21 protein-coding genes are annotated in these 21,300 nt (G+C 38.3%); 18 read left to right on the top strand and 3 right to left on the bottom strand.

Going from position 1 to position 21,300, the window contains the following annotated elements:
* Positions 1 to 4 precede the first annotated feature (4 nt).
* The 16 genes from spoIIIAF (at position 5) to spo0A (ending at position 15,650) form a co-directional block, all read left to right on the top strand.
* Positions 5 to 625, top strand: coding sequence for a stage III sporulation protein AF (gene spoIIIAF / locus MKY06_RS22760; protein ID WP_013059148.1), 621 nt, complete (start codon positions 5 to 7; stop codon positions 623 to 625).
* Positions 622 to 1,284: a stage III sporulation protein AG gene (gene spoIIIAG / locus MKY06_RS22755; protein WP_057243217.1), complete on the top strand. Its 663-nt coding sequence runs from the start codon at positions 622 to 624 to the stop codon at positions 1,282 to 1,284. The genes spoIIIAF and spoIIIAG overlap by 4 nt, the downstream gene beginning before the upstream one ends.
* Positions 1,285 to 1,291: 7 nt before the next feature.
* Positions 1,292 to 1,942 carry a SpoIIIAH-like family protein gene (locus MKY06_RS22750; protein WP_223268967.1) on the top strand — a complete coding sequence of 217 codons (651 nt, stop codon included), beginning with the start codon at positions 1,292 to 1,294 and terminating at the stop codon, positions 1,940 to 1,942.
* 352 nt (positions 1,943 to 2,294) lie between these two features.
* A complete protein-coding gene (accB, locus tag MKY06_RS22745; protein WP_029320234.1) occupies positions 2,295 to 2,801 on the top strand; it encodes an acetyl-CoA carboxylase biotin carboxyl carrier protein in 507 nt (168 codons plus the stop codon).
* Positions 2,802 to 2,813: 12 nt separating this feature from the next.
* Positions 2,814 to 4,166 (top strand): acetyl-CoA carboxylase biotin carboxylase subunit, encoded by a 1,353-nt coding sequence (gene accC / locus MKY06_RS22740; RefSeq protein ID WP_013059144.1) that lies wholly within the window; start codon positions 2,814 to 2,816, stop codon positions 4,164 to 4,166.
* Between the two features lie 29 nt (positions 4,167 to 4,195).
* Positions 4,196 to 4,597, top strand: a complete 402-nt coding sequence (locus MKY06_RS22735) for an Asp23/Gls24 family envelope stress response protein (RefSeq protein ID WP_013059143.1) — start codon at positions 4,196 to 4,198, stop codon at positions 4,595 to 4,597.
* A gap of 221 nt (positions 4,598 to 4,818) precedes the next feature.
* Complete coding sequence (gene nusB / locus MKY06_RS22730) at positions 4,819 to 5,211, top strand: transcription antitermination factor NusB (protein WP_013059142.1); 393 nt, start codon at positions 4,819 to 4,821, stop codon at positions 5,209 to 5,211.
* 84 nt (positions 5,212 to 5,295) lie between these two features.
* Positions 5,296 to 6,636 carry an exodeoxyribonuclease VII large subunit gene (xseA, locus tag MKY06_RS22725; RefSeq protein ID WP_029320238.1) on the top strand — a complete coding sequence of 447 codons (1,341 nt, stop codon included), beginning with the start codon at positions 5,296 to 5,298 and terminating at the stop codon, positions 6,634 to 6,636.
* Between the two features lie 3 nt (positions 6,637 to 6,639).
* Positions 6,640 to 6,873 carry an exodeoxyribonuclease VII small subunit gene (locus MKY06_RS22720; RefSeq protein WP_013059140.1) on the top strand — a complete coding sequence of 78 codons (234 nt, stop codon included), beginning with the start codon at positions 6,640 to 6,642 and terminating at the stop codon, positions 6,871 to 6,873.
* Positions 6,873 to 7,769, top strand: coding sequence for a polyprenyl synthetase family protein (locus MKY06_RS22715; protein ID WP_035438726.1), 897 nt, complete (start codon positions 6,873 to 6,875; stop codon positions 7,767 to 7,769). The genes MKY06_RS22720 and MKY06_RS22715 overlap by 1 nt, the downstream gene beginning before the upstream one ends.
* Positions 7,770 to 8,090: 321 nt before the next feature.
* Entirely contained in the window at positions 8,091 to 9,992 is a 1,902-nt protein-coding gene (gene dxs / locus MKY06_RS22710; protein WP_013059138.1) for a 1-deoxy-D-xylulose-5-phosphate synthase, read from the top strand.
* Positions 9,989 to 10,816 (top strand): TlyA family RNA methyltransferase, encoded by an 828-nt coding sequence (locus MKY06_RS22705; protein WP_029320242.1) that lies wholly within the window; start codon positions 9,989 to 9,991, stop codon positions 10,814 to 10,816. The genes dxs and MKY06_RS22705 overlap by 4 nt, the downstream gene beginning before the upstream one ends.
* A gap of 161 nt (positions 10,817 to 10,977) precedes the next feature.
* On the top strand, positions 10,978 to 11,427 hold the full coding sequence (gene ahrC, locus MKY06_RS22700; RefSeq protein WP_013059136.1) for a transcriptional regulator AhrC/ArgR: 450 nt from the start codon (positions 10,978 to 10,980) through the stop codon (positions 11,425 to 11,427).
* Between the two features lie 16 nt (positions 11,428 to 11,443).
* A complete protein-coding gene (gene recN / locus MKY06_RS22695; protein WP_013059135.1) occupies positions 11,444 to 13,171 on the top strand; it encodes a DNA repair protein RecN in 1,728 nt (575 codons plus the stop codon).
* A 182-nt stretch (positions 13,172 to 13,353) separates the two neighbouring features.
* Positions 13,354 to 14,634: a SpoIVB peptidase gene (gene spoIVB, locus MKY06_RS22690; protein ID WP_016765539.1), complete on the top strand. Its 1,281-nt coding sequence runs from the start codon at positions 13,354 to 13,356 to the stop codon at positions 14,632 to 14,634.
* A gap of 227 nt (positions 14,635 to 14,861) precedes the next feature.
* Complete coding sequence (gene spo0A / locus MKY06_RS22685) at positions 14,862 to 15,650, top strand: sporulation transcription factor Spo0A (RefSeq protein ID WP_013059133.1); 789 nt, start codon at positions 14,862 to 14,864, stop codon at positions 15,648 to 15,650.
* A gap of 391 nt (positions 15,651 to 16,041) precedes the next feature.
* Here spo0A and MKY06_RS22680 read toward each other — a convergent pair whose 3' ends face one another.
* Together MKY06_RS22680 and MKY06_RS22675 are read right to left on the bottom strand one after the other, a co-directional pair.
* Complete coding sequence (locus MKY06_RS22680; RefSeq protein WP_013059131.1) at positions 16,042 to 17,373, bottom strand: peptide MFS transporter; 1,332 nt, start codon at positions 17,371 to 17,373, stop codon at positions 16,042 to 16,044.
* 312 nt (positions 17,374 to 17,685) lie between these two features.
* Complete coding sequence (locus MKY06_RS22675; RefSeq protein WP_013059130.1) at positions 17,686 to 17,838, bottom strand: YycC family protein; 153 nt, start codon at positions 17,836 to 17,838, stop codon at positions 17,686 to 17,688.
* Between the two features lie 124 nt (positions 17,839 to 17,962).
* On the opposite strand from MKY06_RS22675, the gene MKY06_RS22670 reads away from it, so the two are divergent.
* Entirely contained in the window at positions 17,963 to 18,691 is a 729-nt protein-coding gene (locus tag MKY06_RS22670; protein WP_013059129.1) for a glycerophosphodiester phosphodiesterase, read from the top strand.
* Between the two features lie 12 nt (positions 18,692 to 18,703).
* On the opposite strand, the gene MKY06_RS22665 is transcribed toward MKY06_RS22670, so the two are convergent.
* On the bottom strand, positions 18,704 to 18,955 hold the full coding sequence (locus MKY06_RS22665; RefSeq protein WP_013059128.1) for a DUF2627 domain-containing protein: 252 nt from the start codon (positions 18,953 to 18,955) through the stop codon (positions 18,704 to 18,706).
* Positions 18,956 to 19,131: 176 nt separating this feature from the next.
* On the opposite strand from MKY06_RS22665, the gene MKY06_RS22660 reads away from it, so the two are divergent.
* Entirely contained in the window at positions 19,132 to 21,201 is a 2,070-nt protein-coding gene (locus tag MKY06_RS22660) for a sigma-54 interaction domain-containing protein (RefSeq protein WP_013059127.1), read from the top strand.
* Positions 21,202 to 21,300: the final 99 nt, after the last annotated feature.

The raw sequence follows: 21,300 nt of genomic DNA, 5'->3' as shown, positions 1-21,300 counted from the left end.
GAAATTGCAGGCCTTAACGACGTGGATTACTAATATCGTTCTTTTTATCTTATTAGCTACCATTATTAATTTACTGTTGCCCAATTCTAGTTTTCAAAAATATACAAAGCTGGTGGTTGGACTTCTTTTAATGCTGATCATTATTACACCCGTTTTTCAAATTTTCAAAGTGGATGTTAATCAAATGCTGAAATCACTTAGCTTATCATCTATTCGATCTGATCAGCAGGTAGAAAATTCAATAGAAAATCAGAAAAAAGAAATACAAGCTTCACAACGTGCATATATTTTAGAACAAATGGCTGTCCAAATGGAGGCAGATGTAAAAGAGGAGTTGATGGATCAGTATGGTGTAGCAATTGATCGAATTCACATTGAAACAAAAAAGCCGAACGACGAACCTACCGCTGACAATATTAAATCCATTTCAGTTGCCGTAAGTAAAAAAGCATCGGATGATTCCGAGGTTGTTTCAGCTGTGAAAGTTATTTCTATTGATACCTCCACACCGATCGAAACAAATAAACCAACAGAATCCAAGAAATTATCCAACTATCTAGCAGCAAAATGGGATGTGAAACAAGGCCAAGTTGTTGTGAATATGGAGGAGGGAGACACGAAATGAGTCAAAAGCCAGAAAAAGGTGACCCATCATTTTTTCAGCGGTTCTTTTCACTTAAACAGTCATCAACTACGAAGAAACCTTCAAAGTTAATGTATATAGGCATTTTACTAGCTGCAGGCGTTATCTTTATGGTATTTAGCAACTCACTCACAACATCTATGAATTCAGGCGGATTATTAAAGAGTGCAAGCAAAGAAACCAGCGCATCACCGGTATCACAGGATGTTCCCGCTTTTAGCTCCAAAAAGACAACAACGATGACAGGTTATGAAGAGCGGTATGAGGAAGAATTGAAAGATATTTTGGATCAAGTTAGAGGCGTAAGTAAGGTAAAAGTAATTGTGAACCTAGATGCAACAGAATCCAAAATATATGAAAAAAACAGCGTCACAAAATCGCAAACGACCAACGAAACGGACCGTGAAGGAGGGACTCGTAAAGTTGAAGATTCCTCAACAGACGAACAGCTGGTCATTGTGAGAAGTGGAGAACAAGAAAAGCCTGTTGTAGTTAAAACCGAAAAGCCAAAAGTAAGAGGCGTGTTAGTTGTCGCTAAAGGAGCTGATAATATCGAGGTAAAGAAATCTATTATTGAAGCCGTGACAAGAGCGCTCGATATACCAAGTCATAGAGTAGCAGTATTAGCGAAAAAAGGATGAGGGGGAAATGAATATGTTATTAAAAAAGCAAACGGTTTGGTTATTAACAATGTTAAGTTTAGTTGTTGTGTTATCGGTATATTATATGACAACGCCAGAAAATCCTCAGAGTAATGTTGCGCTAGTAGACAATGAAAAACAAAGCGAAAAGCAAGCTGATGACAAGGCTCCTGCAGAAGATACAAAACAACAAGCAGATGAGAAATCAGGAACAAAAGAAGATTCAAAAACTGAAGGCTCAGCAGAAGATGTAAAGAAGGAAACGGCTAAAAATGCAAAAGAATCAGCGGTTGTATCAAGCACAGATAGCGATGAGCTATTTACGGCGCTTCGTTTGGAATTAAATGATGAAAGAAGTCAATTAAAAGAAGAGTATCAAGAAGTAGCTGCATCAAAAAATGTGACGCCTGCGGAAGTAAGCAAGGCGATGGATAAAATTGATGAATTATCAAAGCTCGGGGAAAAAGAAGCCACGCTGGAAACATTAATTAAAGCAAAAGGATACAGTGACGCGCTAGTAAGAGCAGACGGAAAGCAAGTACAAATTACGGTTAAGACAGAAAAACACTCAAAAACAAAAGCAAATCAAATCATTCAGCTAGTCAAAAAAGAAATGGGTCCAAAAGAAGTAGCGGTAGAGTTTCAGCCAACTAAATAAAGGGAATAAAAGAAGTGTGAAACAGCCGTAAATTGGGGTTGTTTACACTTCTTTTTTTATGAAATGACTAAAATCTAAGCGATACGGTAAAAATTTTAACATGGCTTTCTTTTTTTACTTCGGTTATAATAGGTTTCATAATCTTATATTAGTACTAGGTGACAAATGTTTTCATAAGTGTTGTCATCTGTAAAGCTATGTTTCCATTTATAAAACGATAACGCTAAAAAGTTATTATAGAGTAAGTGGAACTTCTTTTTAATGTTTGCCAAACGAATTGAATGGCTGTAGCCATCTGTCGTATTATTAACATTGTAGAGAATTCTATTTTCATGAGGTAGGAGTGTTCAATATGTTAAAAATTCAAGAGATCCGTGAGATCATTAAACTAGTTGATCAATCATCAATCGAGGAGTTCACCTATGAGCACGAAGGCTCCAAAATCAAGATGAAGAAAAAAGACGCAATTGTTTCCAAACAAGCGCAGCAAGTAGTGGTTTCGGCACCTGAACAAGCGGCAGCACCTGCACCGCAGGCAGCAGCGGCTCCAGCGCCAGCCCCAGCAGCACAGTCTGCTCAACCAAAAGAAGAACAAGCGGCCCCAGCGGTTGATGAAAGCTTACATAAAATTACATCTCCGATGGTAGGGACATTCTATGGGTCATCATCGCCAGAATCAGATGTATACGTGACTCCTGGAGATAAAGTACAAAAAGATTCGGTTGTATGTATCGTAGAAGCAATGAAATTATTTAATGAAATCGAAGCAGAAGTTAAAGGTGAAATCGTTGACGTATTAGTTGAAAATGGACAACTTGTAGAATACGGTCAACCTCTTTTCTTAGTAAAGCCTGAATAAGGAGCGGTAAATATGATTAAAAAGCTATTAATTGCGAATCGAGGAGAAATTGCGGTTCGAATTATTCGAGCGTGTAAAGAGTTAGGTGTAGAATCAGTAGCTGTTCATTCTCAAGCTGATCGCGATTCTTTGCATGTACAATTAGCAGACGAAGCGTATTGTATTGGACCAACGTCATCTAAAGACAGCTATTTAAACTTTACAAACATTATGAGCGTTGCGATGCTAACGGGCTGTGACGCCATTCACCCTGGATACGGCTTTTTAGCTGAAAACGCTGATTTTGCAGAGCTATGCAGAGAGTGTAACGTTACATTTGTAGGACCAAGTCCTGAAGCCATTAACAAAATGGGGACAAAAGACGTAGCGAGAGAAACGATGCGTGAAGCCGGTGTCCCAATTGTTCCTGGTTCAACTGGAATTGTAGAGTCAGTGGAAGACGGTATGTCGATCGCTAATGATATTGGCTATCCTGTTATTATTAAAGCAACGGCAGGAGGCGGAGGAAAAGGAATCCGCGTTGCGAAAAATGAACAAGAGCTTATTAAAGGTATTGCAATTACACAGCAAGAAGCTGCTACAGCTTTCGGTAACCCTGGTGTGTACATTGAAAAGTTCATTGAGGATTTCCGTCACGTTGAGATCCAAGTGTTGGCTGATTCTCATGGGAATACTGTACATTTAGGAGAGCGTGATTGCTCGATTCAACGCCGTCTTCAAAAATTAATTGAAGAAACGCCTTCTCCAGCATTAGACGAAAAAACGCGTGAATTAATGGGCGATGCTGCTGTTAAAGCCGCTCAAGCCGTTAATTACACAGGAGCCGGAACAGTGGAATTCATTTATGATTACCGTGAAAACAAATTTTACTTCATGGAAATGAATACGCGTATCCAAGTAGAACACCCTGTTACCGAGATGGTGACGGGAGTTGACTTAATTAAAGAACAAATCAAAGTGGCAAATGGTGAAACTTTACCGTTTACGCAAGAAGAAGTGACATTTAACGGATGGGCAATTGAGTGCCGAATCAACGCAGAAAACCCAGAGAAAAACTTTATGCCATCACCAGGTACGATTCAAATGTACTTGCCGCCAGGTGGCTACGGAGTGCGCGTAGACTCTGCTGCATACCCGGGCTATGCAATCCCGCCTTACTATGATTCAATGGTGGCTAAATTGATTGTTCATGCGCCAACTCGTGAGGAAGCTATTGAACGAATGAAGCGCGCGTTAGATGAATTTGTTATCGACGGCGTTGCGACCACTATTCCTTTTCACCAAAAACTATTAAATCATGAAAAATTTGTTAGTGGTGAATTCAACACGAAGTTTCTTGAGCTATATGACGTAATGAATTCTTAGTATAATATAAACTATAGGAGGTGCTGTACATGAATGAAAATCATGTATTAGAAATGGAAGAACACCCAAATTCTCTTGGCAAAGTAGAAATTGCTCCTGAGGTTATTGAAGTCATTGCGGGTATTGCTGCTTCTGAAGTAGAAGGCGTTTCTGCAATGAGAGGAAATTTTGCAGCTGGCGTTGTGGAGAAACTAGGAAAGAAAAACCACGGTAAAGGTGTAAAAGTGGACTTAACAGAAAACGGGATAAAAGTAGACGTATTTTGTATGATGAAGTTTGGGGTGTCTATTCCAAACGTAGCGCAACAAGTACAAGATAACATTCGTCAAGCCCTTAAAAATATGACAGCTATTGATCTCGATGAAGTAAACATTCATATCGTAGGGATTCAGTTTGATACGCAAAAAACTGATATTGAAGAAGTTGAATAAAACAAACGTTTACCTAACGGCTGTTGCTAAAATGGAATAACGTATGATTACTTGTTCCTTTTCAACACAAGCTATGGTAAAGTGAAAAAGACTGTCTCGTCATAAAGACGGTCTTTTTCGTGTTCTACAAACTTCGTATAAGAACAATGAAGTATCGTTTTATAAACTATGCTATTATCTAGGTATACTAGTTGAAGAAGATAAATAAAGGAGCAAAAATAATGAAAAGACATACAGCACGCCAAAAAGCATTACAAGCACTATTTCAGCATGATTTAGGGCAGACCGAGCCAATGGAGGCAATCGGAAATGTTGTACAAAATGAAAAGTCTGATCAATTTTTAGAAAGTCTCGTGCTAGGTGTGGTTGAACATCAGCAAGAAATTGATGAACTTTTACGCAATCATTTAGAAAAATGGACGTTAGATCGTGTAGCCACTGTAGACCGCGTTATCCTACGTATTGCCGTATACGAAATGAAGTATGAAGAAGAAATTCCTACGAGCGTTACGTTAAATGAAGCGATTGAATTAGCGAAAACGTTTGGCGATGATCAATCAAGCAAGTTTATCAATGGCGTATTGTCTAAAGTGTTAACAACTTTATCTAAATAAAGGTTCATCTTGCCAAATCAAGTGACCAAAATGCTTCTCTCCTTTATATAAAGGGGAGAGGGTGACTGCAAAGGAGGCAAAATGATGAGTGAAGTGCGTTATCTAACCGTTACGGCTCTTACACGATACATTAAGCGCAAGTTTGATGTAGACCCTCACATGCAAGATGTATGGATTAAAGGAGAAATTTCTAACTTTAAACGTCATAGTCGGGGACATATGTATTTCACCTTGAAAGATCAAAATGCTCGTATCGCAGCCGTTATGTTTGCTGGGCATAACCGGCAGCTTAATTTTCAGCCTGAAGAAGGAATGAATGTGCTCATTCGAGCTGAAATTTCGGTTTATGAACCAAGCGGAAATTATCAAATGTACGTAAAAGAAATGCAGCCTGACGGCGTTGGAAACTTATACTTGGCCTACGAACAGCTGAAAAAAAAGCTGGAAAAAGAAGGCTTATTTGATCCTGCTAGGAAACGAAAACTGCCGAAGTATCCAACAACAATAGGTGTTATTACATCTCCAACTGGAGCAGCCGTACGTGATATTATTACGACATTAAAGCGCAGATATAACGCGAACATTATTGTTATGCCCGCTCTTGTTCAAGGAGTGAATGCGGCACCGTCTATCATTAAGGCAATTGAAGAAGCAAACCGTCGTAAAGAAGCAGACGTATTAATTGTTGGCCGCGGTGGTGGGTCAATTGAAGAGCTTTGGGCTTTTAACGAAGAAAGCGTTGCTCGTGCAATTTTCACTTCTAATATTCCTGTTATTTCAGCGGTTGGACATGAAACCGATTTTACAATTGCAGATTTTGTAGCAGATCTTCGCGCTCCTACTCCAACGGGTGCTGCGGAATTGGCTGTACCTCATATCAGTGAAATTACAGAAAGATTGACTCAGCGAAATATCCGTCTTCTTCGTTCGATGAAAGAAATGCTTCAGTCTAGTAGCCGCAGGCTTGAACGATCCCAGAAATCATATGCTTTTCGTTATCCTCAAAAGTTGGTCGAGCAAAAAGAGCAGCAGTTAGATCAGTTGATGGAGCGTTTTTATCGTGAAGGCAGAAGGTACATTGAACATAAACGGACGAACTACGAGCAGCTAACAGCTGCTTTGTTGCGCAATCACCCCGAGCATCAGTTAACGAAAGCGGCGGAGCGTCAACAGCAGCTGACGAAAATGCTGACCAAAGAGATGCAGCAGCTGCTAAAGCAAAAACAGCTTTTATTTGCAACGGCAACGTCAAAATTACATACGCTTAGTCCATTAAAAACAATGGAAAGAGGCTACAGCTTAGTATACGATAAAGAAAAAGAGTTAATTAAATCAACCAAACAAGTATCCAAAGGCGATGTGGTAAACGTTCGTTTGACCGATGGACAGTTGCAGTGTGAAGTTTCGAAAATAGAGGAGCGATGAAAAATGGCGACAAATAAAGAGTATACGTTTGAAGAGGCGATGGAGCAGTTAGAAACCATCGTAAACAAGCTAGAAGAAGGCGACGTGCCTTTAGAAGAAGCAATTCAACAATTCCAAGAAGGAATGACTCTTTCAAAATTCTGTCACGATCGTCTTCAGCATATTGAAAAGCAAATGGAAACTATTTTACGTGAAGACGGAACGCTTGAGCCATTCTCGGTACAGGAGGAAGAGTGATGGTGAATGAAATGAATTTAAAAGAGTATATTTCTTTTACAAAAGATCGAGTAGAAACACGCTTGCCTGAAGTGGTAAAAGCATTACATGCTCCGGTTAACTTAAAGGAATCCATGCTTTACTCGCTTACTGCAGGAGGAAAGCGACTTCGCCCAGTGCTGTTGTTTGCAACGCTACATGCGTTTGGAAAAGACGAGAGCATGGGATTAGAAACAGCATGTGCAGTGGAAATGATTCATACATATTCTCTCATTCACGATGATTTACCTAGCATGGATGATGACGACTTAAGAAGAGGTAAACCAACGAATCACAAGGTGTACGGCGAAGCAACGGCTATATTAGCTGGAGATGCTCTTTTAACAAATAGCTTTCAGCTCATTTCTGAAGCGGCACATCCTGAGATTACATCACATATGAAGCTTCAGCTCATTACAGAACTGGTAAAAGCAAGCGGAACAGAAGGTATGATCAGCGGACAGGTTGCGGATATGGAAGGGGAAAAAAAGCAGCTCACGCTAGACGAGCTTGAATATATTCACCTTCACAAAACGGGGAAGCTGCTAGGGTTTTGTGTAAAAGCAGGAGCTATTCTTGCAAAAGCTACGCCTCTACAGCAAGGATTATTAGAAGAATTCAGTAAGCATGTAGGGTTAGCGTTTCAAATTCAAGATGATATCTTGGATGTGGAAGGGTCTGAAGAAAAATTAGGAAAGCCAATTGGCAGTGATACAGAAAATGAAAAAACGACATATCCTTCTTTGTTAGGTATGGAAGCGGCCAAAGAAAAGTTACAGTATCATGTTGAACAAGCACTTCTCTCGTTACGTCAAGCTCAAATTAAGCACGGATTACTAGAAGAAATTTGTTTATATATAGCAAAACGTGATAGTTAATGACGATTTCTGTCAGGTTTTTTTGAGTGATACAGTAAAATAAGATTGAGTCCCAATAGGGGCTATGCTATAATAATTTTACTACTGTATAAAAGCGTAGTGCATAGGTTTGAAAGACATATACAATATCTTGGTGGCCGTTATCACATTTGTGTTAGCGGCTATTTTTTCACTGTTTTCCTTTGAATATCACTGGTTTACTGATAGAATATCAAAGGTATTGTAAGTAATAAGGAAATACTAAAAATTGACTATACGTATAAAACAATAGACAATGTATTAAGGTAACTTTATAACAAGTACGAAAGTGAGTGATCCACCTTGGATCTTACAACGATAAAAAATCCTGAGTTTTTAAAGAAAATGTCAGTAACACAATTAGAAGAACTAAGTGAAGAGATTCGTCGTTTTTTAATTACAAAGCTTTCTGCAACTGGTGGTCATATAGGGCCGAATTTGGGGGTTGTTGAGTTAACGCTTGCACTCCATAAAGTGTTCGACAGCCCAAAAGATAAATTTTTATGGGACGTCGGGCATCAGTCGTATGTCCATAAAATTTTAACAGGACGAGCGGGAGAGTTTGATACAATCCGTCAATATAAAGGATTATGCGGTTTTCCAAAGCGTGACGAAAGTGAGCATGACGTATGGGAAACGGGACATAGTTCTACATCTCTTTCAGCCGCAATGGGAATGGCTGCTGCAAGAGATTTGCAAAAAACAAAAGCTCATATTGTTCCTATCATTGGTGACGGAGCTTTAACAGGTGGTATGGCTCTTGAAGCGCTTAACCACATCGGGCACGAGCAAACGGATATGACCGTTATTTTAAATGACAATGAAATGTCTATCGCTCCTAACGTGGGGGCTGTACACAGTATTCTAGGACGTTTGCGCACGGCAGGCAAATACAACTGGGTAAAAGATGAGCTTGAAGTCTTGCTGAAAAAAGTGCCTGCAGTAGGCGGTAAGCTTGCGGCAACGGCAGAACGTGTAAAAGATGGCCTAAAGTATATGGTCGTGTCAGGCATGTTCTTTGAAGACCTTGGCTTTACGTATTTAGGCCCGGTTGATGGCCATAGCTATGATGATTTATTGGAAACGTTACAATATGCAAAGAAAACAAAAGGTCCGGTACTGATTCACGTTATTACGAAAAAAGGGAAAGGGTACTTGCCGGCGGAAAGCGATAAAAGCGGAGCATGGCATGGTACAGGCCCTTACAAAATTGAGTCCGGTGACTTTATTAAAGACAAAAATGTTCCGATTGCTTGGAGTAAACTAGTAAGTGATACGGTATTGAAGATGGCTAGGGAAGATGATCGTATTGTAGCCGTAACGCCAGCAATGCCTGTGGGTTCAAAACTCGAAGCATTTCAAAAAGAGTTTCCGCATCGCATGTTTGATGTTGGGATTGCAGAGCAGCATGCAACAACAATGGCAGCGGGTCTTGCAACTCAAAATATGAAGCCCTTTTTAGCTATTTATTCTACGTTTTTACAGCGTGCATACGATCAAGTGGTTCATGATATTTGCCGTCAGAAGCTAAATGTATTTATTGGGATTGATCGCGCTGGGCTAGTAGGTGCTGATGGTGAAACGCATCAAGGCGTGTTTGATATTGCATTCTTACGTCATTTGCCTAACCTTGTTATTATGATGCCAAAAGACGAGAATGAAGGCCAGCACATGGTTCACACTGCTTTGACTTATGAAGAAGGTCCGATTGCTATGCGCTATGCTAGAGGAAACGGATTAGGTGTTGAACTAGATTCAGAACTGAAAAACATTCCGATCGGTACATGGGACGTATTAAAAGAAGGTTCAGATACAACCATTTTAACGTTTGGTACAACGATTTCAATGGCGATGGATGCAGCAGCAGAACTTGAGAAGCAAGGAATCAGCGTCAAAGTGGTAAATGCTCGTTTTATTAAACCGCTGGATGAAAAAATGCTTCATGAGATTTTCCAAACTAGTAAGCCTGTAATTACGGTAGAAGAAGCGGTACTTCAAGGCGGTTTTGGAAGCGCGGTGTTAGAGTTTGCATCAGAGCACGGCTATTATGATACGCGCGTTGAACGTATGGGGATTCCAGATCGCTTTATCGAGCACGGCAGCGTAACAAAACTTTTAGAAGAAATTGGATTAACCAAAGAAGAGATTATAAATCGAGTTAAAAAACTCGTAACACCAACACAAAAGAGGCTTGAAGTTAAGTGACAAAAAAAGAACGAGTAGATGTATTATTAGTAGAACGAGGTTTGATTGAAACAAGAGAAAAAGCAAAGCGTACAGTGATGGCAGGACTTGTCTATGCGAATGAAGTCCGTTTGGATAAGCCGGGAGAGAAAATTGAACGCGATACGCCGCTGACAATTAAAGGTGCAGTGATGCCTTACGTCAGCAGAGGCGGCTTTAAGCTTGAAAAAGCGATTAAAGAATTTAATGTCCATGTAGCGGATAAAATCATGATTGATATTGGTTCTTCTACTGGAGGCTTTACTGATTGTGCGCTTCAAAATGGAGCGAAGATGTCCTATGCGCTAGACGTAGGCTATAATCAGCTAGCTTGGAAGCTTCGTCAAGATGAACGAGTAGAAGTAATGGAACGAACAAATTTCCGTTATGTGACGCCATCTGATTTATCAAGAGGCTTGCCTGAATTCGCTTCTATTGATGTATCATTTATTTCCTTAAGACTCATTCTTCCTGTGTTAAAAAAACTTCTTGTTCCACACAGCGATGTTGTTGCGCTCGTTAAGCCACAGTTTGAGGCTGGAAGAGAGCAAGTTGGGAAAAAAGGAATCGTGCGTGATTCAAAAGTGCATGAAGAAGTTCTTCAAGGCATGGTGGATTTCTCGCTTCGTCAAGGATACGATGTATATAACATGTCTTATTCACCGATAACGGGAGGAGATGGAAATATCGAATTTCTTCTCCACCTGCGCTGGAAAGGCGAGCGTGAACTTGGTAAAAATCAAGCTCCGCTTACTGTGCGTGAAGTAGTCGAAGAAGCACATAAGACGTTAAAAGAGAAAAAGTAATAATGGCCAATGTTAAGCAAAGACTTAGCATTGGCGATTTGATTATGACTCTTTATACAAAAGGTGCATAATCAAGTTGAACACATTATGATACTTAATTAGTGAAAGACTTATAAACAACAAAACAAAAAGAAGATTACATATTAATGTGAGGTGCCAACATGAATAAAGGGCAAAGACATATTAAAATTCGTGATATTATCACGAATAATGATATTGAAACACAGGATGAATTGGTAGATATTTTAAAAAACCAAGGTTTTAATGTAACACAGGCAACAATTTCTCGTGATATTAAAGAACTGCACTTAGTCAAAGTGCCTTTGATGGACGGTCGATACAAATACAGCTTGCCTGCAGATCAGCGTTTTAATCCCTTACAAAAGTTAAAGCGCTCTCTTATGGACGCATTTGTAAAAATTGATTCAGCTGGGCATATGTTGGTGATGAAAACATTACCGGGAAATGCAAATGCGATTGGCGCATTAATTGATCATTTGGACTGGGATGAAATATTAGGAACAATTTGTGGAGACGATACATGTTTGATTATTTGCCGTACTCCTGAAGATACGCAAATTATATCAGACCGATTCTTAGAAATGTTATAAAGGTGAGTGAAGCAGGTTGTTAGCTGAATTATCCATTAAAAACTTTGCGATTATTGATGAACTTTCTGTTTCATTTGAAAAAGGCTTAACGGTATTAACAGGCGAAACAGGAGCGGGGAAATCGATTATTATTGATGCCATTTCATTGTTAGTAGGTGGAAGAGGCTCTTCCGAGTTTGTACGCCACGGAACAGACAGAGCCGAAATTGAAGGACTTTTCTTATTTGATGAAGAACAGCATCCGAGTCACGAAAAAGCCAAACAAGTCGGTTTGGAAGTGGAAGATGGAATGATTGTGCTTCGCCGAGATATCACTACAAATGGGAAAAGTATTTGTCGCATCAACGGTAAGCTCGTAACGTTAGCTATCCTACGTGAAGTCGGACAGACGTTAATTGATATACATGGACAGCACGAGCACCAAGATTTAATGAATCAAGATCGTCACTTAACTCTTCTTGATCAATATGGAGGAGAAAAAGTAGAAGAGGCTTTGACGGAGTATCGAGAGGTATTTTCTAGGTATACATCGCTAAAAAAGCAGCTCGATCAATTAACTGAAAATGAACAGCAGATGGCACATCGCCTCGATCTTATTCAATTTCAATTAGATGAAATCAAAGCGGCAAATTTGCAGCTGAACGAAGACGAGGAACTAAATGAAGAGCGTTTGAAGATTTCTAACTTTGAAAAGATCTATACGTCGCTAAACGATGCGTACAATGCGCTGCACGGTGAACATCAAGGTTTAGATTGGGTAGGCGTAGCAATGAATCATACGGAGGATATTTCGTCACTGGAAAAAAACTATGCCGAAATTTCTGAGATCATTTCATCGAGCTTCTATCAGCTAGAAGACGCATCTTATAAAATTCGTCAGCAGCTTGATTTATTAGAATTTGATCCCAAACGCTTAGACTTTATTGAAGCGCGTTTAAATGAAATTAATCACTTAAAGCGTAAATATGGTCAAAGTGTAGATGAAATTCTAGAATATGCAGCGCAAATTGAAGATGAAATTGATCGTATTGAAAATCGAGATACGCATGTGAGCAAGATCAAAGAACAGTTAAACAGTGTAGCACAGGATTTATTAGTAGAAGCTAATAACGTTTCAGCTATTCGAAAAAAACTTGCTCAAGAGTTAACGGACAGCATCCATCATGAGCTTCAAGAACTGTATATGGCTAAGACCGTATTTCAAATTAAATTCTCTGTTGTAAATGCAGGTAAAAATGACGTTGAATTAAATGGAGAAAGAATAAAATTCACCAAAGACGGCATTGACAACGTAGAATTTTATATTTCTACCAATCCTGGTGAACCTTTAAAGCCTCTTGCAAAAGTAGCATCAGGAGGAGAACTGTCAAGAATTATGCTGGCGTTAAAGAGCATCTTCTCTAAGCATCAAGGCGTGACGTCCATTATCTTTGATGAAGTTGATACAGGCGTAAGTGGAAGAGTAGCTCAATCGATCGGTGAAAAAATACATGCTATTTCTGTTGATTCACAAGTTCTCTGTATATCTCATCTGCCTCAGGTAGCAGCGATGGCAGATACTCATCTCTTTATTGCTAAAGAGATAAAAGGTGATCGTACAACGACATCTGTTCTTCCATTAACTCTTGATGAAAAAGTAAAAGAAATTGGTCGAATGATTGCAGGAGCTGAAATTACAAGCTTAACGAAGGAACATGCCAAAGAGCTTTTAGATTTAGCGGATAAGATGAAGCACACCATTTAAAAAAACACCTTTTAACACGTAACAGTATGTGTTAGAGGTGTTTTTTTATACAAAATGGAGGAACTGAAAATGTTTCCTTGCACTTCTTTTCATTTTTCTCTGAACTTCTGTTATAAATGCGCTCTAAGAAGGCTAAATTAAATGTGTAGCCATTTAGGCGAGGAAGCGAGGAGAGTGAAAACATGCAAAATCGATACAGACATATAATTGGTGCGATTCTCCTTGTTTCGTTCATCTTTGTAGGGTTTATTCCAGTTGTGCAACAATATATACACATTCCAAAACAAATCGTCTTATTTGAACAGCAAAAAGAAAAAATTAATACGACATTACCGCTTAGCGTAGAAGCTTCATCACCTGTTTACGATGTAACAAGTAACAAGGCGAAGCTGACTGTAGCAGGCAAACAGGTAGGCAAAGAAGAGTTGATGCTTCATTTGGCCGGTATTCCTGTAAAGCGTGTAGACGTGCAGGTATTATCTGATTTTAAAGTCATTCCAGGTGGACAATCAATCGGTGTGAAATTAAATTCAAAAGGTGTTCTTGTTGTAGGCTATCATCAGGTAGATACAGCAAAAGGTAAAAGATCTCCTGGCGAAATTGCGGGTATTCAAGTTGGAGATATGATTACGAAGATTAATGGTAAAACCATTGAAAAAATGAGTGATATTACACCGTTTATTCAGCAGGCAGGAAAAACGGGTGAACCATTAAATCTGCATATTTTAAGAGAAAAAAAGCAGTTTGACACTAAGCTGTATCCGTTAAAAGATAAGCAAGATTATGCGTACAGAATTGGTTTATACATCCGTGATTCAGCTGCAGGAATTGGCACAATGACTTTTTATGATCCAAAATCTAAAAAATACGGCGCTTTAGGCCACGTTATTTCGGATATGGATACAAAAAAGCCAATCGTAGTAGAAGATGGACAAATTGTCCGTTCGACCGTTACATCAATTGAAAAAGGTTCTAACGGCGTTCCCGGTGAAAAGCTAGCAAGGTTTTCTGAAGATAGACAAATCATTGGAAATATTACACGAAATAGTCCTTTTGGTATTTTTGGAAAATTGTCTTCAACGATGGAAAACGGAATAATGGATAAAGCAATGCCAATTGCCCTATCTCATCAAGTAAAAGAAGGACCAGCTAAAATTCTAACGGTAGTAGATGATGATCAAGTGGAAGAATTTGATATTGAAATTATGAGTACTATACCTCAAAAGTTTCCGGCTACTAAAGGAATGGTTATTAAAATTACAGATCCTAAATTGCTAAAGAAAACAGGTGGAATTGTTCAAGGAATGAGCGGGAGCCCGATTATTCAAAACGGTAAAGTCGTTGGAGCGGTTACCCATGTTTTTGTAAATGATCCTACCTCGGGTTATGGTGTCCATATTGAATGGATGCTTAACGAAGCAGGAATTGATATTTATAAAAATAATCGAAAAAAAGCGAGCTAATGTTGTCATTAGTTCGCTTTTTTTGATAAAAATTATTGTCGTAAATGTACGAGAAAAACGTCGAAAAACAAAGAAAATAAGAGAAAACCGAATAAATTCCATTTAAAAGACTTTTTTCTAAAAAAATAAAGGAAATAATGTTGCATTGTCGAATTTGTCCTTTAGAATAAAGAATAGAGACACGTAGGAAACGACGTATAACATAAAGGACTGAGGAGGAAGCTGCATTGAAAAAAATTAAAGTATGCTTGGTTGATGATAATCGGGAACTAATTGGTTTGCTTGAAGATTATATTTCAGAGCAAGAAGACATGGAAGTAATCGGAGTAGCTTACAATGGACAAGAGTGTTTATCCATTTTAAAAGATAAAAATCCGGATGTTCTTGTATTAGACATTATTATGCCGCATCTAGATGGATTAGCAGTTTTAGGTCAGTTAAAAGAAATGAAAAAAGAAAATTATCCAAATGTCATTATGCTAACAGCATTTGGTCAAGAAGACGTAACGAAAAAAGCGGTGGATTTAGGAGCTGCTTATTTTATTCTAAAACCGTTTGATATGGAAAACTTAGTGAATCATATTCGTCAAGTTAGCGGACAAACATCTTCATTTATGCAACGTTCATCTTCTTCCATGCGTTCACATCGCGACAGCAAACCAGCAAATTTAGATGCAAGCATTACGAGCATCATTCACGAAATTGGTGTACCTGCTCATATCAAAGGCTATTTGTATTTGAGAGAAGCCATTTCAATGGTATATAAGGATATTGAGCTGCTTGGGTCGATTACAAAAGTACTGTATCCTGATATTGCAAAAAAATATAATACAACGGCAAGCCGCGTTGAGCGCGCCATTCGTCATGCCATTGAAGTAGCATGGAGCCGAGGAAACATTGATTCCATTTCTTCATTATTCGGATATACTGTCAGCATGTCAAAAGCGAAGCCGACAAATAGTGAATTTATCGCCATGGTTGCGGATAAATTACGCCTTGAACATAAAGCGAGTTGAAAGGGATAGGACTGCTGGAATTACGGGGTTTTGAGTGAGTTTATACCTTTTGTAATACAGAGTACATGCCGATAAACTTTTGGAATTTACACTAGATAGTAAACTGAAAACCAATAAACTTTCTACTGCAGGGCCGATGAATTTTAATCATTCATTGGTCTTTTTATTTTGTTTTAAGAGGTGAAAATATTGAGGTTAATGGAACGTGCATCTTGTTTTTCTTCATATCCATAGTGGTGTATTTTATTGAAATAATTTATTTAATTGTTATGAGGGTTTTGTACTTGAAAAAAGATTTAGAAGATGCATTAAAAAATTTATCTCCATATTTTAAATGGGATATGGATGAGTAAATTATAAAAAAAGCAGCCTTCAGAAAAGGCTGCTTTTTTTAATCCATTAATTTAGCAATCGGTTTTGAAAGGAACAGAACAATAATTCCAAGTACAATTGTTACAGCTCCGATTAAGCTGAAGATATCGAAATAACCTAAAGACTGTGTATAAGATGCAAGAACACCCGCTAGCTTATTAGCGACAGCAGAGCTTGCCATCCATACGCCCATTAAAAGAGAAGCAAGCTTTAATGGAGCTAGTCTACTTACCATAGACAACCCTACTGGCGAAATCATAAGCTCAGCTAGCGTGTGCAGGAAGTAAGTGAAAATCATGAACAGGATATTTACTTTTAAAGCTGGATCATTACCAGTATACATAACGGCCGGAATTAAAATTAAGAATCCTAATCCGACTGTTACAAGTCCCATACCCATTTTTGTTGGCGTTTTGAAATCACCGCGTTTTGAATTTCCTAGCTTGTACCAAACTAGTGACATAATTGGTGCTAAAATCATGATAAACAGCGGATTCAATGATTGGAACCACTCTGTTGGAACCGTGAAACTACCTATTTGACGATTAATTTGATCTTGAGCATATAGCGTTAAAGAACTTCCAGCCTGTTCAAAAGCTGTCCAGAAAGCAATAACAACGAAGGCTAGAATAACGATAGCAACCGTTCTTTTCTTTTCTCGTACTGTCAGCGGAGCAGTTGATGTTTGAGATGCCGCTGCGTGAACTTTTCCTGTAGGCTCTTTCCCGATATCACCTAAGTAGCGATTAGCCAGTAGGTTAAATAAAATTTGTCCAACAACCATTCCAATAGCTGCTGTTAAAAATCCGTATTTGTAACTCATTAATCCAACAACTAACGGTGCGAAAAATGCACCAAAGTTAATACCCATATAAAAAATGGTAAAAGCACCGTCACGGCGAGGATCATTTTCTTCATACAGATCTCCGACCAATGTGGAGATATTTGGTTTGAAAAATCCGTTTCCGATAATTAATAAAGCAAGTCCGATATACAAAGCGGCTACACTTTGGTGAATGAAGATGGAAAAATTCCCAAGTGCCATAATCACACCACCGATAGTGATGGCTAACCTTCTTCCGAGGAAGCGGTCTGTTAAATATCCGCCAATCATTGGCGTAATGTAAACAGCACTAGTGAATGTTCCATATAAGCTCAGTGCAGTTGCTTTATCTACCCCGAGTCCACCTTGAGCAGCGGTAGCAGTTAAATAAAGAACCAGAATGGCTCTCATTCCATAATAACTAAACCTTTCCCATGCCTCAGTAGCGAATAATAAGTACAGTCCAGGAGGATGTTTTTTCCTAGACCCATTTGGCTGCTGATTTTCGTGTTGTACAGCTGCTTGCATAATGAAGTCCCCCTAAATTTTTCTCATACTATTTAATTCTTTTTTTTGAATTGATCAAAAAATCAGAATATAAGTACTGGAATAAATATAATGTATTTTTATTTTAGTAGAAAAACAATAATTTCGTCAATGAAATTATATGGAAAAATCAAAAAATAATTAAATATACACAAAAAAGTATTAAATTACTTATTTAAAAGCATTTTTAAAAATACATTTATATTATTAAATATTCTAATATATGTTATGGGGAATGAAGTGATAAGGTAATACTATTTTTGGAAATGAAAATTCGAAAGAAAAAAGGATCTGTTATTCAGATCCTTTTTTATCTTCGCTCGCATTTAATTCAGCAAGTTTCTGCAGCAAAATATGCTGAGGCATATGCATTAATTGCTCGAGAGGGATATTTAATTGTTCCGCTAATTTTACGGCTGTATCCGGTGAAATTTGCAGTGGTCTCATACACAACGACCTCCTTTTGCATATAAAGTAATGAAAGTAAAAAAGTATAAACAGTAAATTCGTGCTTTCACTATTAAGTAATGCTAAAGTTAATAATAAGTGATAATAGAGGAGTTGAGCAAGTATGTTTGTAATAGGTCATCGCGGCGCAGCTGGAACGTTTCCTGAAAATACGATGATTTCCTTCAAAGAAGCAGCGAGAGTTGGAGCACATGGAATTGAACTTGATGTGCATATGACAAAGGATGGAGAACTTGCTGTAATTCATGATGAAAAAGTAGATCGAACGACGAATGGAAAAGGGTATGTAAAAGATTTTACGTATCAAGATTTACAAAAATTAGATGCGAGCTATAAGTTCAAAAAAAAGTATGGAGTATGTAAAATCCCCACGTTAAATGAAGTAATGGAGTGGGCTTTAAGTGAAGGAATTAGCGTAAATATTGAGTTGAAAAACAATATATTTGACTATCCATACTTGGAAATGAAAGTCTTGGATTTAATTTATTTATACAAGATGAAGGATCGAACGATGATTTCATCTTTTAATCATAACAGCTTAGCCCGAATTGGTTCTCTGGATTCTACGATTGAAACAGCTATTTTATATTCTTATCCGATGTATGAGCCTTGGGTATATGCGCAGCATCTTGGCGCAAAAGCTCTTCACCCTAATCAGCGTACCGTTAATGAAGTAAATGTAGCCGCTTCAAAAGATTGTCAAATTCCAGTGCGACCTTACACAGTAAATGATGTAAAAGTAGCTGAGCAGCTTCGAAAATATGGATGTGAATCCGTTATTACCGATTATCCAGAAAAAATGGTGAAGCAATTTGGAGGGCGCTTTTCGTAAAAAAACATCGCATTAATGCGATGTTTTTTTATCTTTTTGAAATCTGTTTTGAACTTTGTTTCGCTTGCGGTCTCTGTGCAGAATAAAGCCAGCAACAAATCCAAGGCCGATTAAAAATAATAGAAGACCGACTGAAAATTGCAAAAATAAAGAAGGGAACGGGGATTGCAGGATGCCAAAAATCATATCTCTCATAAGTTTAATGCCATAGCCAGCGAGTATACCAGGAATAAGTAAGATTAGCAGTGCGATAATTCGAACCATAACTGCTCCTTTCTCTTCTCTTTTTTTAAAATGAATGCGTTTACATTAACAAACCGTTATACTTGAATCATAAAAGAACTAAATAAATTGTCAAGAGCGTTTCTTTTTTTATATGATAGGTATATGCAATATTTTGCACGGAATATGTACATATTAAGTAGAAAAGGTGAAAAAATATGCAAAATGTGTTGATTGTTGGAGGAGGAAAAGGCGGATTAGCTATTCTGAAAATCTTGTTGGAAACAGAATTTATGAAAGTGATTGGTGTAGTAGACGTACGAGCTAACGCGCCGGCTGTTTTGCATGCGCAAGAACAAGATATTTCAACCGGAATGAATTGGGAGCCTTATATGACAAAGCAGCTCGATGTCATTGTTGAAACAACAGGTAAACAAGGCGTCTTTCAACAATTGCAAAGAAGCAAACCCGCTGATGCACTGGTAGTGCCGGGATTGGTTGCTGAAATTATGGCCAATCTGATGGAGGAAAAAGAAGAGTTAATTCAGCGGTTAAAGCAAGAATCGTATAAATATGATCTTATTTTCAACGCGGCTCATGATGCGATGGTCGTGATTGATAGGAATGGATATATTACGCTATTTAATCAAAGTGCTGAGCGTTTGACGAACTTTTCACACAGAGATGTAATTGGTAAGCATCTTCATAAAGTCATTCCAAATAGTAAACTTGTTGATGTTCTTCATACAAAAACGATTGATCAAAATAGTGAATTTGTGTTAGATAGCGGACGCAAGGTAATTACGACTAGAATACCAATACTCGACGAGAATGGAGAGCTGTTTGGGGCCTTTTCGATTTTTAAAGATATTACGGACGTTGTCGGATTGGCAGAAGAAGTTACGAACTTAAAAGAAGTACAAACTATGCTTCAAGCTATTATTCAATCTTCTGAAGAAGCTATTTCGGTTGTGGATGAAGAAGGAAGAGGGATTTTAATTAATCCTGCTTATACGAGAATTACGGGTTTAAAAAAGACGGATATTATTGGTCAGCCCGCGACTGCCGATATCTCTGAAGGAGACAGTATGCACATGAAGGTGCTGCAAACAAGGCGTCCTGTTCGAGGTGTAAGGATGAGGCTCGGTCCGAGTAAAAGAGACGTAGTTGTGAATGTTGCACCCGTTATTGTTGATGGAAAATTAAAAGGCAGCGTTGGCGTTATTCATGATATGTCTGAAATTCAAGAGCTTACAAATGAACTCAAAAGAGCGCGTCAAATTATCCGAACGCTTGAAGCGAAATATTCATTTGCTGATATCATTGGTCAATCTGAAGAGTTTCAGTTAGCAATTGAGCAGGCTAGACTTGCTGCTAAAACACCAGCTACTGTTTTGCTTAGAGGTGAATCTGGGACGGGTAAAGAGTTGTTTGCACATGCTATTCATAATGCGAGCAGCCGAAAGTTTAATAAATTTGTCCGGATTAACTGTGCTGCGCTTTCTGAGTCTTTGCTTGAAAGTGAACTTTTTGGGTACGAAGAAGGAGCTTTTTCCGGGGCAAAAAGAGGCGGGAAACGCGGCGTTTTTGAAGAAGCCAATAACGGTAGCATCTTTTTAGATGAAATCGGGGAGCTCTCAGCTCATATGCAGGCTAAGCTGCTTCGGGTTCTTCAAGAAAAAGAGCTTATTCGCGTTGGAGGAACGACTCCTATTCCGGTGAATGTTCGCGTTATTGCAGCTACGAATGTGAATTTAGAAAAAGGAATGGCTGATGGGAGCATCAGACAGGACTTGTATTATCGGCTAAACAAAATTCCGATTCACATACCTCCACTTCGGAAGAGAAAAGAGGATATTGGTGCGCTTGTTACACACTTAATTACAAAAATTAATCAAGATTACGGCCGACATGTTGAAGGAGTAACAGAGCGGGCTTTACAGTCATTAAGATCATACGACTGGCCAGGAAATGTCAGAGAGCTTGAAAACATATTAGGTAGAGCGATTATTTATATGCACTATACAGAAACAATGATTGATTCTGTTCATCTCCCTTCACTTGAAGGCAAGGGCAATAAAGAAAAAAATCAGGTGAATGAAGAGGTAATGTTCGAAGGGAAGACTTTAGCGCACATGATGGAAAATTACGAAGCGGAACTTATTCAAAAAGTGCTGCTTGCAAACGAGTATAACCGAACGAAAACAGCAAAACAGCTTAATATTTCCCTGCGTTCTTTGTATTATAAGTTGGAAAAATACAATCTTGCAAATAACAGCATGCAATAAAATGCATGGTGTGCAATTTGTTGCATATAAATAAAGAGGTATTCTTTTTTTCTATTTGTTGTTAGAATCAATAAAAAAATTTTTTTTGTGCGTAAGAAA

The organism is Priestia sp. FSL P4-0332, assembly GCF_038005845.1.
In the GTDB taxonomy this organism is placed as follows: Bacteria; Bacillota; Bacilli; order Bacillales; family Bacillaceae_H; genus Priestia.
The sequence above is the reverse complement of the archived record's forward strand: the minus strand, read 5'-3'. Positions and strand labels throughout refer to the sequence as shown.